Genomic DNA, 12,598 nt, shown 5'->3' with positions numbered 1-12,598 from the left:
AGTTTCACAAAAAACCGATTGGCATCACAAAAATAAGCAATCCTCACGCCTATGTTGCATACTAATGAGACAAAAAGCGCCTTTAACGTATTACCGCTAAAGGCGCTTTTATATTAAGAATGCTCTATGTCGGTGAGCTCGATTTAGTCCGCTTTAGATTTAAATCGAAGCAGACGCAATGCGTTCAATGTCACCAATGCAGTTGCACCACTATCCGCTAAAACTGCCACCCACAAACCGGTAATACCTAACAAGCTTGTCACCAAGAATACGACCTTCAAACCAAGCGCAAGGGCTACGTTTTGACGGATGTTGTTCATGGTCGCTTGCGACAGTTCAATCATCGCTGGCAGCTCAGTTAAACGGTTATGAGTCAGTGCTGAATCCGCCGTTTCCAAAGCGACATCCGTACCACCACCCATTGCGATGCCGACATTCGCCGTTTTCATTGCTGGTGCATCATTAATGCCATCACCGACCATCGCCACGTGCGACTGTTGAGATAACTCCTCAACGTAAGATACCTTGTCGCTTGGCAATAGGCTTGCCTTGTACTGCATACCAATCTTGCTACTGATCGCTGCTGCACTGCGCGGATTATCGCCGGTCAACATGATAGATTGAATACCTAATTCATTAAGTCGTTCAATCGCAAGCTTAGCGTCACTGCGTAACGTATCTTGCCAAGCAATCAGACCAATCACCGTCGTAGCTTGCTCTGTTGATTCTTCTTGATCTTTAACCTCAAGAGCAACCACAACCGTCTTGCCCTCACCTTCTAATGCTTCTACCTGAGAAACCACATCGGCACCAAGTTCGAACGTGACTTTAGACGGTGACAGAACCTGATACTTAACACCATCAACATCCCCTTCAACACCACTACCAATCAACGCTTTCTTGTTGTGTGATTCAGGAATCTCAATATTCAGGTCTTTTACTTTAGCGACAAGTGACTGCGCCAACGGATGAGTAGAGCCAACTTCAATTGCCCCAACCACACGCAGCATCGCGTCTTGTTGCCACCCCGATAGAGGTTGAATATCCGTAACCTGAGGCTTACCTTCGGTCAGTGTGCCTGTCTTATCGAAGGCGATGGTTTGGATTTTACCAAGCTGCTCTAGCGCTGCGCCGCCTTTAATGAGCGCGCCACGTTTCGCTGCTGCTGCTAAGCCAGAGGTAATCGCTGCAGGAGTCGAGATAACCAAGGCACACGGACAAGCAATCAACAATAGCGCTAGGCCACGGTAAACCCATGTTTCCCATGGCTGCGCAAACAACAATGGTGGTGTGATGATGACCAACAGAGCCACTACCATCATTAACGGTGTGTACCAACGGCTGAACTTATCGAGGAATCGCTCTAGTGGTGCTTTACGAGACTCTGCTTCTTCAATCAGATGAAGAATACGATCGATCGCGTTCTCACCCTGTTTTGAGGTGATGGTGATACGAACCACTTTATCGACCACCACAGCGCCAGCCATGATGCTATTGCCTTCGATGTGTTCAACAGGAACAGATTCACCGGTTAACGCACTTTCATCAAAGCTTGCCGCGTCTGTAATCAATTGTCCGTCAGCAGGTAAACGAGAGCCCGCGGCCACTTCAATCACATCACCGGGAACCAGTTCACTGACTGCTACTTCTACACGCTCGCCGTTGATGATCTTAGTCGCGTTTTCTGGTACCAATGCCATTAGCGCTTGAACGCCACTTCTTGCTCTTGATGAAGCAAACGCTTCTAAGCGCTCACCAATCAAGAACAACAATAGAACCATCGCTGCTTCCGCAGTTTCGCCAAGGTACAAAGCACCCAGCGCGGCAACACTCATTAAGGTTTCAATAGCAAACGGTGTACCTGAACGCGCCAGCTGAACCGCTTTCTTCGCCACCGGATATAAACCAAGCAGACAAGTTACCGTAAACAAGCCTTCACTTAATTGAGGTGAGGTGATTTTTACAAGCGCCGCAAACAGCATTGCCGCTGCAATCGCGATAATCTGTAAATTAGGTTGGATATAAGCTTGCCAAAAAGTCTCAGGTTGTTGTTTTTCTTTCTTTGAACCGACTTCCGTAAGAGGGAAACCCGTTTTGATAGAGACCTGTTCAATGGTGTCAGCAAGGCTTTCATTATCGAATTTCACAACCAGCTTTTCGGTAGCAAAGAGAACCTTCGCTTGAATAACACCGTCAATATTGCTGATCGCGTTTTCTATTTTTCTTGCACAAGCTGGGCAGTCCATTCCGGCAACCAGCCAACTTTTCGAAAATTGGGCGTCGAGAGATAAGGTTGAGGACTGACTGTCTTCTTCTCCACTATCCGACGAACTACAACAATCATCTCCAGACGATGACGAAGCAGCAGAAGAGCTACAACAACCAGATGAAGTACCTGCTGCTGTGATGCTTGAAATTTTAGGGCTAGAGCAACTTGCTCCTGCCGCTTGAGGTTGAACGTCCACTTTTGCTGAGCGGCACGCTGCATGTTTTGCGCACATAATGTATCTCCTTAATACTCAAAAGCCTTGAGGTTGTTGCTAACTTACGAGCAACAGAACCTTAAGTTCATCAAAAGTATAAACCTTGGAGGCTACTCCAAGGTCAAGAAGAAGTTTTCAAGAAAACAAAAATATTATGCCAGCGCCGATGGCTTACTGAGATTTAAGCTCCGCACACTCTTCACGGTTAGCGGATACATCATCAATAAGAACCGCATCGTGTGAACAGAATGGCTGAGTGTTCAAGCTGACAATCGACACATCATCTTCCACTGGATCAACTTGAGATCCTTGCATCAGTTCAGCGATATGATGTCGAAGCACCAAGATACCTAAAATTCCGAACAAAACATTACCCAAAGCTTGACCATAGAGAACGCCCAAAGCGCCATACCATTGCGAACCTAGATATACGAACGGCAGAGTACCTAACGTCGCTTTACCCAAATTCAATGCTGTCGAGTAAAGCGGTTTACCTAGGTTGTTGAAAGACGTGTTGGCAACAAATAGTGCACCGTTAAAGGTGAAGGTTAACGCCACATAGGTACAGAAAGCCGCCACAATGATTGCTGCATCACCTTGTAAGCTAAAGCCTTGAATGACATAACCTTGAACGAAGTACAACAGAATACAAACAGCGATGGTGTATGCCGTAGTAACCAGCAATGAGTTATTGAGCGTTTCTTTTACTCGGTCCATGCGTTCCGCACCAAAGTTCTGACCAATGATTGGCCCCACAGCGCCAGACAAGGCAAAGATAACCGCAAAACAAACTGGCGTCAGACGACCTATCACGGCAAAGCCCGCGACAAAATCCTCACCATATTGTGCGATACCCGTTGTTACAATCGCATTACCGATAGGCGTTGCGGTATTGGTGATAATCGCAGGCAGCGCAATCGCCAATATTGGTCGAATATTAATGCGCCATTGCACAAACGAAGGTGGAGCCACCAGCTGATGGCTGCGAATCAGAGGATAAAGCGAGAAGAACAGCACCGAGAAGCGAGCAACAACCGAAGCGATAGCTGCCCCTTCGATGTTCCAACCAAAACCAAAAATAAACAGAGGATCGAGAATCGCGTTAACAATACCGCCTGACAAAGTCGCCCACATCGAACGCTTAGCATCACCTGCCGCTCTTAAGCCCGCACCCGCTGCCATCGCTAACGCCAAAAATGGACCACTAGGTAGCAAAATCTGTAGGTAAGCTTGAGCGCGTTCGGCTGCAATGCCTTTGGCGCCTATCGCGGCTAGCAGCTCTGGAATATAAGCGAACATGATTGCAGTTATGGTTGAACTGATAACAAACGCAGTCAGCATGATACTGGTGCTTAGGTTTCGAGCGTGCTCTTGATTCTTGGAGCCGATGGCTTTGGACACTAATGCGCCCATGGCAATGGAAGTACCGATAGAAACGGAGGTAGAAAAGAAAGTCAGCGTACCTGCAAAGCCTACCGCAGCAGCCAATTCAACCTGTCCGAGCATACTGATAAACAGCATGTCGAGCAGATCGACCACAAATAACGCCATCAAACCGACAGAGCCAGCCCCCGACATCACCAATATGTGGCGCATCGTTGAACCTTCAACAAACTTTGCCGTTTGATTTGACATGAAACCTCCAAAAGTTGGAATACCCAAGAGCTAAAGCCTAATCAGCTGTTCAACTGTTCAACTGGCTAGGGCTCCAAAAAGAAAGGAGCGACCAAGAAAAGCGCTATACAGAAAAAAGGCGCTAGTGCGCCTTTTTTCAATTGAGAGTATTGAGAAAAATAATCGTTCTTAACACGCTACTATACCTGATGTTTGAAGCATTCTTCCAAGTTCTTGCCAATTGCTCTCAAAACATCAGTTCTGGTGATAATACCCACCAGTTTTCGATTATCGATCACAGGGTATGCTTTAGGTTTTCCAACCTGCATCATGTCCGCCAATTCAATAATGGATAAGTCAGGTGACACCGACAGCACTTCTTGGTACATACAGTCACCCACAAGGTGTGTGTCTTGGCAGAAGTAACTGACCTTCACAAGTTTCTCGAGTAAATCCTGCTCTGAAAGGAAGCCAATCACTTGTTCGTTATCATCGATTACGGGCCCACCCATATGGTGGCTACGCATCACTTTGTCTAACGCTAGACTTAACGGCATATCAGGAGTAAATGTCACAACCTGCTGCGTCATGTAATCTTTCACTTTAATAGAATGCATTGCGTTCTCCCTAAATACTTTGCGTCATATATTTTCTATCTTGTTAAGTTAATTGTTGTCTAAAATCTTGATTTTACTAAATGGATTTCAACAATTTTATTGATAGGCAAAACCTAACAAGACAAAAAAGTGAGACAAACAAAGGGTTGAGCACGTTTTCGAACGCCAGAAAAAAGAAAAAAAAGAGCCCTTACAAAGCCTTACTTTCCCTTGCTTAACCTTACTTAGCCGAGCTAGCCTGCGTAAATAAACCCTGTAATCTTCACCTCACTAATAATTAGAAATCCCGTTTTAGGAAGTTTATGCAACACGACAACAACATGTACGCGTATATTTACGCAGGTAACGACGGCACAGAAAACACACTCATCGCCACTATCGATAATCAAGAAAAACCGCTGATATCAAGCTGCGTTGATGAGATAAAACGCATGTCATGCTTAGCCATTGATTTAGCAGCAAAACACGACCTAAAAGTGAAGCTGGTGAAATATCAAAGAGAACAAGAGATCGACTTCGGCCTATTCGTTAAATAGTGAATCCGACACTGATTTGGTTAATCTCTAACTGGCAGCCATAGTAGCATTAGCAAGCGCAATAGCCGTGAATGGCTGCCGAATTCGACCTGACAAGCCTAACGGGTAAGGCTATAATGATCAGACGGCGCCCTTGCCGATTTTCATTGTCCAAATACGGTTTACTATGTCTTCCCAAACCCCACCTAAAACGTATCTAACGAATTCCTTATCTAAGTTAAAAAGCTACTTTAGTGAGTTATTGGATTTCCAATCACGCATTTGGGTGGTTCATATCTTTGAAGACTCTATTACCGATCAGTCGTTTGTGATTAATGAAGATGGCTTTAAAGAACCGCTAGAGTGGATGAAAAAACGTGATTACCAAGCGAGAATGCTTGATCGTGTTGATAAGATGAAAATCTCACAGGTGATTGAGATTCAGTTCGAAGACAAAATGCATCGCTTGATGCGAGTGAAGTAGCTTTATTGTTTGGGCGTTCACGAAAAGCCCTTGCTAGAAATCAAGTATAAAAAGGCCAGCGCTCGCTGACCTTCTCTCATTGATTACAAACCACCATCTAACGCGCACAATACTCATGCCACAGGCGCACCGCTTTCTGGTATGCCTCAGTTTTATCGTGCGTTTCTGCAAAGAGAATGGCTGTCATGCTGTCGACAACGGTATTCGCCATTAGCGCCATATCTTCAGCCGATGTGCCAAGTACACATTGACTAGGAAGTGGCAGCTCTAGGTTCATCATCTCTTCCCAGTAGAACGATTCGACTTTGTCAGGAGAGCTCATCCATACCGTTTGGCTAACTTTAGGATTATATTCCGACTCACCGTTCATCCCTTTGAATGAAATCACCGAGTGGGATTTATTTCCGATAACATGCTCAACTTCCGCATGAAGTTGTGGAAAGCCAGGATGGAAACTGCCACGCAGACCTAAACGGCCACCACCAGGATTCAATGCTCGAACTACCGTGTTAATTGGTGTTCTCAAACCGTAGCGGTGTTTCCAACCAATCATGGTTTGTGCTTCGGGCGCAAAGTTAGCTAGCGGTAAATAAGCAATGCCGTCTTGTTCAAGAATCGACTTAGCATGTTCAGGGCTCTCAGCACTTTGCACACCGACATCTTGCAAATGGCTTTCAACGTGCGTCCTACCGCTCGGCTTATCCATATAGCCATGCATTAACACTTTATAGCCATTGTCAGCTAAGATTTTTGCCGCCAACAAGTTCCAAGGCTTGCCACTGGCGTTATCGTTACGCTTACCTGCATAACACGGCCAATCAATATCAGCGCCTAAATCTGGCACTCGAGATTGAAACGCTTTTACAAAGCCAGCGATCTCTTCATTGGTTTCATTCTGCACACGAATCAACATCAGTAGCATAGCCATTTGGTCGTCACCGACTTCTCCGCTTAAATACTCATCCATGATGCGGTAGGCTTGTTCGAACGATAAAGGCTTACGCCCTCTTTCTCCTCGTCCAACTGTACGAATACACTCTAAAATACTACTCATTGATTGTTTATTCTCTTCCGTTGATATCAATAAAATTCGAATACACTTTCGATTCTATGATACCCACCGTGCATTGCAAAGCGATTCAGTTGCTCTCGACCGAATTACCAATACGCGGATTGGTGTTCTAAAAGTAAACTTACTGGTGTAAAATTAGCGTATGTAATGCTAACCGCGACATATTGAGTAGTATCCCGATGACTGTAAAAAAAACGCTGAGCCAAAGAAAACGTGAATCGATCGTTGCCGCTGCTATCGCAGAGTTTACTGAGCATGGCTACAAGGCCACCAGCATGGATAAAATATCGAGTCGCGCAGAAGTATCAAAGCGCACCGTATACAATCACTTTGCCAGCAAAGAACTGCTTTTAGATGAGATTCTAGACAGCATTTGGAGCAAAACTCTGGCCGCAACGCATTTCCCTTATCAAGCAGAACTGCCACTTGAAGAACAGCTTTCGTCGATAGCCAATCAAGAACTTGAGTTACTTGAGTCTGAAGGCTTCATCGACCTGTCACGCGTGTTGTTCTCAGAGTATTTCCATAACGCCGAACTGGCGCATCAAGCGATGGAAAAATATTCCCAAGCAGAAAGTGGACTTACAACCTGGATTAAAGCCGCGTTGGCAGACGGTCGTTTAGTAGAACTAGACCCACAATTCGCCTCCACGCAGTTCATTGGTCTGCTTAAGTCTTTTGCGTTTTGGCCGCAAATAATTGGTCATGTGCCGTCACCGGATGCTGCGCACAAACAAGTGATCATTACTTCAAGTGTCGAGATGTTCCTTAAACAATATCAGGCGTGATTTTGGTGGTTGATGAGAATTCAACCACAATAAAACCATCACTGGTATCCGCTGTTATTTTCCCTATACTGCAACCCACTTTCGTCATTACGACTCAGTAAAACTTCAACTTTAGGTAACCCTATGATTACTTTCACCACCAACTTTGGCGATATCGAGATTGAACTGAACCTTGAAAAAGCGCCAGTAACGTCGAAAAACTTCCTTAAATACTGCCAAGACGGTTTCTACGAAGGCACGACATTTCACCGTGTTATTGAAGGTTTCATGATTCAAGGTGGTGGTCACACTATCGACATGACAGAAAAACCAACTCGCGCCCCAATCGTCAACGAAGCAAACCGTGGTTTGAAGAATGTGATTGGTTCTGTGGCAATGGCTCGGACTGATGCACCACATTCTGCAACGGCGCAGTTCTTCATCAACCTTGATGACAACGATTTCCTAGATCACACCTCAACAACCAATGCTGGCTGGGGTTACGCGGTATTCGGTAAGGTTTCAGCAGGTATGGATGTGGTAAACAAAATTGCGAAAGCACCAACAACCATTCGCTGGGGACACGAAGATGTGCCTTGCGAAGATATTGTGATTACAAAAGTCACTATTCGCGACTAATTCATTCACGTCCTTTCCCGCCCCTAGTGCATTCGAATTGATGGCATAAAGAAAAGAAGGCTGTGCGATAGGACTATGGTGGTAAGGGTTCGACTTTACCACCTGTATTCAAAGCTCGTTGTTAGAATAGTTACCAGCGAGAACGATAAGTACGGTGACACCCTTTGCACGTCTTATTCGCAGAATTTAACCCTTGCTCTGCACTCGACAAGTCTTGTTCAACACTCGCCTGATAAGGCTCAGAAAAGCACTTGAAGAACAACCCACACTCGGCCTTGCGCCGAGTGTTTTATTTTCGTCTCGACCATTTGATATAGCAAAATAGTGAAGCAATGATCACCGCCCCACCGAGCAGCTTCTGCATCTCTACACTTTCGCCAAGCACACTCACACTTAACAGCAGCGTCCACACAGGCTCAAGAATCATGATCAATGCCGCCACTTCCATGTTCACGGAGTGCTGACCGACCGTTTGTAGCAAGTAACGAATAGACGTTGCGATCACCGCAGAGACAATAAACCAGAAGACTAAGGTTTTGGTGATTTCGAACTCCGGCTGAGCAGTCATAGAAGCAAAGGCTAAACCACTCACCCCCACCACAAACAGTTGCACACAGATTGATGCGATAGGCTTGATATTGGTAATCACACGCTTGTTCATCACAAAGTGCACGGACAACAACATCGATGCTAACAAGAAGTAAATCTGACTTTGCTCAACATGCCAGCCGTTGCCCAGAGTCAGCAGAAGCATGCCAATAATCGCGATCGGGAAAGACATCCAAAACGCACGATTAGGCTTAACTCGAAACAAAGTCCAAGACACAAACGGTGCAATGATCATGGCTAAGCTCATGATGAATGCCCCTTCCGACAAGCTTTCCGTCACTGAAACCGCAAACACCCATACCTGCAATGAGGCAGACAACAACAGACCCACGCCGCAAAGAGACAGAATCTGCTTAAGCGAAAGCTTACGAATATGGTGAATACAAAATGGCAGAAGAATAAAACTCGCGACGAGGAATCGCACACCAATGAACACCGGCCCAGGCATTTCTAATACCACCAGCTTAGATGCAATCCATCCCACCCCAGCTAGCAGGGTGGCAAATAGAAGGTAAAGCTCTCCGCGCATCGCTTTCACGTTCATCATTTTACTTAGTCCAATAACAAAAAAAGCAACCCGACTCTGCAAGGTTGCTTTTTATAAACATTCAACAGGAGCGAGATACTATCTCAATACTCTGCTTCAGGCAGCTGTTTTTAGCCTGCGTATTCTGGGTAATCCGTTAAACCTTTTTCAGCACCACCGAACAATGTGTTTGGATCGTGCGCTGCAAGTGGGTAACCATTTTGAATACGAGCTGGTAAATCTGGGTTCGCAACGAATGGACGACCAAAGCCAACCATGTCAGTTACGCCTTCAGCAACGGCTTTTTCGCCACGCTCGCTATCGTATTTACCCGCATAAATAAGGACACCATCGTAAGCTTCACGAACTGCCGCTTTAAATGCTTTTGGCGTTTCAGGTGCATCGTCCCAATCAACTTCTGCAATGTGCAGGTAAACAATTTTGTATAGGTTAAGTAGTGCTGCAGCAGCTGTGTAAGTCTCTACTGGTGTAGCGTCAACCGTACCATTCAACGATGTGAACGGAGCAAGGCGGACACCAACACGGTCAGCACCAATCGCTTCAACCATAGCTTCAACCACTTCGCCTAGGAAACGTAAACGGTTTTCAATTGAACCACCGTATTCGTCAGTGCGGTTGTTTGCTTCAGAATCGATGAATTGGTTGATTAAGTAACCATTCGCTGCGTGAAGTTCGATACCATCAAAGCCTGCTTCAACCGCATTCAAAGCCGCTTGGCGATACTGTTCAACCACCTCTTTGATGTCTTGTTTCGTCATTTCACGAGGTTCAACCACATCAACAAAGCCCGGTTCATCAGTACCGTTATCGATGAATACCTTTACGTTTTGTGCTTTAAGTGCAGAAGACGAGATTGGCTGTTCACCACCAATGTTGTCTGGGTGTGTTACACGGCCTACATGCCAAAGTTGAGCGAAGATAACGCCCTCTTTTTCATGTACGGCATCAGTCACTTTTTTCCAACCAGCGATCTGCTCATCAGAATAGATACCCGGAGTCCAAGCATAGCCTTGACCCATAGGTGAAATTTGTGTGCCTTCAGCAATAATCAAACCTGCAGAAGCACGCTGAGCGTAGTAAGCCGCCATCATATCGTTTGCTGAATTACCAGGTTGCGTTGCGCGAGAACGCGTCATCGGTGGCATAACAATACGGTTTTTAAGCTCGATATTACCAAGTTGAATTGGTTGAAATAGTGCGTTTGTCATTGTTATATCCTCGATTAACCTAGTTGAATCAGTTCGATTTGGTAGCCGTCTGGGTCAGTAATAAAAGCGATATGAGTTGAGCCGCCTTTCACTGGACCCGCTTCGCGAGTGACGTTGCCACCTAGCGATTTGATTTTGTCACATGCTGCGTAAATATCTTCTACACCCAATGCCAGATGACCAAACGCGCTGCCCATCTCGTACTCATTCGTATCCCAGTTGTACGTTAGCTCGATAGTCGTGCCGCCTTGCTCATAGCCAACAAAAACCAATGTGTAGCGGTACTCTTTGTTTTCGTGGCGTTCAAGTTCCTTCATTCCCAATACCTTGGTGTAGAACTCGATAGACTTGTCTAAATCAGTAACTCGGATCATTGTGTGTAGGAATTTCATATTTCGCCCTTTTTAGCCCAGCAACCTGAGCCGATATAATCGTGAGTGGAGGTTACCCACTTCTTTGTTAGGGTTAATATACGAGCTGACAGCAAATAAATGAAATTATCATAAATTCTCATTGTGATAATTTTTTATTATAACTCACTTAATACAAGTGATTTGTTAAGAAGATATTTGGCAAACAAAAGATAGGGCGACGATCAGAAAGCGGAGCGCCAACTGTTTAGTGATTTAGACATGTCATTAGTCGTATTGATGATCTGCTCTCTCAACCACTTATGTGCCGGATCGGTGTTCTGTTTTTTCAACCAAATGAGGTAATGAGAGATAGGCTGATAATCGAAAGGCGGTTTGAACAACTGTAACCCAAGACGTTCCTGATACTGGATCGCCATAGAAAGCGGCACAACAGTGATGTAATCAGTCTGGCTACACAGCATTAGGTTACTGGCCATAGAGCTGCCGTGAATTACAATTTTACGCGAGGATAAGTCTAACGAAGTGTAGTGAGTCAAACTTCTTACTTGGCGACGTGTTCTGGCTAAAACCGCATGTTGCTCACTGAGATATTGCGCCTCGGTGATCTCACCTTTGATCCTAGGGTGCCCATTTCGGCAAACAATCACAAACTCACTGTCGTAGAGCTTTTCGCTCATCATGCTTGAATGCTCAGGCAACACAATGTCGATCATCAAATCAAACTTCTGAGTTAATAGATCCTCATGGACTTGATCATCACTATCTGGTTGGTCATACACCTCAAGAGATAAGCCTTGGTTAGATAACTGAGAAAATCGATCGAGCAACATCCACTTTAAATGTTCGGGAACCGAAGCCACAAACCTGCGCTCTGTACTCGCTTCATCAAACCCAGCCATACCTTGAAACACGCCGTTGAGCTCGTGTATTGGCGCTTTGATTTGCTCATACAAGCTTTGCGAGTAAGCAGTAGGCACAACCCCTCGCCCACTGCGCACAAACAACTCTTGGCCAATTTCATTTTTCAGTCGGCCGAGCGCAGTGCTGATCGTCGATTGATTGGTATTCAAATGATCGGCAGCCTTACTCAAACTGCCCTGCTCCATCACCGCTGAAAACACAGCCAATAAGTTAAAATTCGGAATGTCATTACTCATGATTCAGTGCTCATTTGGCGATAGATTTAATTATCTTATCGTAAAAGCGATAGAATAAAACAACGGATGCTCATTGAGAAAACAAAACTGAGAAGGAAGCATCATATGGTAAAGAGCAAAAATGTCAGAACAACTCACTCTTTCGAATAGCTGCCACATTCGCCAGATTGGAATCTAAATCTCTTCGCTGTGCCAGTAACGCTTAATCCACCCAAACTCACCCTAGACTGGTCGGAGTATTCAATATTTCCGTCCTGCCTTATTGATACTTTCATAGCCACTTCTATGATCCAGGCTAATTAAATAGACATATTTTATAAGCCGAGTTTGAACCTGTTCAAATAAACCCACCTCACGTTTAAGCAACCACTCAATTCATCGTAATTACGATAATTCAATATCGCAATAATGCGTAGATAGCACCAGTTACACTTCCTATTATTTCGCCAACAAATCAATTCTTAACCTAAACAGAAAACCTAAAAATGTGTAGATGATGGTGTTGCACACAT

12 protein-coding genes and 1 pseudogene are annotated in these 12,598 nt (G+C 45.1%); 4 read left to right on the top strand and 9 right to left on the bottom strand.

The features are described from left to right. Positions 1 to 143 precede the first annotated feature (143 nt). The 3 genes from AB4583_RS11925 to AB4583_RS11915 form a co-directional block, all read right to left on the bottom strand. Positions 144 to 2,501 (bottom strand): zinc/cadmium/mercury/lead-transporting ATPase, encoded by a 2,358-nt coding sequence (locus AB4583_RS11925; RefSeq protein ID WP_372117449.1) that lies wholly within the window; start codon positions 2,499 to 2,501, stop codon positions 144 to 146. Positions 2,502 to 2,654: 153 nt separating this feature from the next. Next, positions 2,655 to 4,118 (bottom strand): MATE family efflux transporter, encoded by a 1,464-nt coding sequence (locus tag AB4583_RS11920; RefSeq protein WP_017065289.1) that lies wholly within the window; start codon positions 4,116 to 4,118, stop codon positions 2,655 to 2,657. Positions 4,119 to 4,297: 179 nt separating this feature from the next. Further along, positions 4,298 to 4,714 (bottom strand): CBS domain-containing protein, encoded by a 417-nt coding sequence (locus tag AB4583_RS11915; protein WP_017060213.1) that lies wholly within the window; start codon positions 4,712 to 4,714, stop codon positions 4,298 to 4,300. Between the two features lie 302 nt (positions 4,715 to 5,016). Between AB4583_RS11915 and AB4583_RS11910 the strand changes: the two genes are divergently transcribed. Next, complete coding sequence (locus AB4583_RS11910; protein WP_017060212.1) at positions 5,017 to 5,250, top strand: hypothetical protein; 234 nt, start codon at positions 5,017 to 5,019, stop codon at positions 5,248 to 5,250. A 166-nt stretch (positions 5,251 to 5,416) separates the two neighbouring features. Then, positions 5,417 to 5,713: a hypothetical protein gene (locus AB4583_RS11905; RefSeq protein WP_029235295.1), complete on the top strand. Its 297-nt coding sequence runs from the start codon at positions 5,417 to 5,419 to the stop codon at positions 5,711 to 5,713. 97 nt (positions 5,714 to 5,810) lie between these two features. Here AB4583_RS11905 and AB4583_RS11900 read toward each other — a convergent pair whose 3' ends face one another. Continuing rightward, positions 5,811 to 6,797, bottom strand: coding sequence for a glycosyl transferase family protein (locus tag AB4583_RS11900; protein WP_081324522.1), 987 nt, complete (start codon positions 6,795 to 6,797; stop codon positions 5,811 to 5,813). A 167-nt stretch (positions 6,798 to 6,964) separates the two neighbouring features. Between AB4583_RS11900 and AB4583_RS11895 the strand changes: the two genes are divergently transcribed. Both AB4583_RS11895 and AB4583_RS11890 read left to right on the top strand, forming a co-directional pair. Then, the gene (locus AB4583_RS11895; protein ID WP_017065287.1) at positions 6,965 to 7,573 is read left to right on the top strand and encodes a TetR/AcrR family transcriptional regulator; all 609 of its coding nucleotides are present in this window, start codon (positions 6,965 to 6,967) and stop codon (positions 7,571 to 7,573) included. A gap of 123 nt (positions 7,574 to 7,696) precedes the next feature. Further along, positions 7,697 to 8,191 carry a peptidylprolyl isomerase gene (locus AB4583_RS11890; RefSeq protein ID WP_017060208.1) on the top strand — a complete coding sequence of 165 codons (495 nt, stop codon included), beginning with the start codon at positions 7,697 to 7,699 and terminating at the stop codon, positions 8,189 to 8,191. Between the two features lie 130 nt (positions 8,192 to 8,321). On the opposite strand, the pseudogene AB4583_RS11885 reads toward AB4583_RS11890, so the two are convergent. The 5 genes and pseudogenes from AB4583_RS11885 to AB4583_RS11865 all read right to left on the bottom strand — a co-directional run. Beyond that, positions 8,322 to 8,438: pseudogene (locus AB4583_RS11885) on the bottom strand (cytochrome c); the annotation flags it as partial. A gap of 42 nt (positions 8,439 to 8,480) precedes the next feature. Then, positions 8,481 to 9,347, bottom strand: coding sequence for a DMT family transporter (locus AB4583_RS11880; protein WP_372117446.1), 867 nt, complete (start codon positions 9,345 to 9,347; stop codon positions 8,481 to 8,483). A 110-nt stretch (positions 9,348 to 9,457) separates the two neighbouring features. After that, positions 9,458 to 10,555, bottom strand: coding sequence for an alkene reductase (locus AB4583_RS11875; protein ID WP_372073118.1), 1,098 nt, complete (start codon positions 10,553 to 10,555; stop codon positions 9,458 to 9,460). Positions 10,556 to 10,569: 14 nt separating this feature from the next. Next, positions 10,570 to 10,947 carry a lactoylglutathione lyase gene (gene gloA, locus AB4583_RS11870; protein WP_017066787.1) on the bottom strand — a complete coding sequence of 126 codons (378 nt, stop codon included), beginning with the start codon at positions 10,945 to 10,947 and terminating at the stop codon, positions 10,570 to 10,572. Between the two features lie 203 nt (positions 10,948 to 11,150). Further along, positions 11,151 to 12,086, bottom strand: a complete 936-nt coding sequence (locus tag AB4583_RS11865; RefSeq protein ID WP_102394217.1) for a LysR family transcriptional regulator — start codon at positions 12,084 to 12,086, stop codon at positions 11,151 to 11,153. Positions 12,087 to 12,598 lie beyond the last annotated feature (512 nt).

Source organism: Vibrio sp. 10N.222.49.C12, from assembly GCF_041475025.1.
In the GTDB taxonomy this organism is placed as follows: domain Bacteria; phylum Pseudomonadota; class Gammaproteobacteria; order Enterobacterales; family Vibrionaceae; genus Vibrio; species Vibrio crassostreae_C.
The sequence above is the reverse complement of the archived record's forward strand: the minus strand, read 5'-3'. Positions and strand labels throughout refer to the sequence as shown.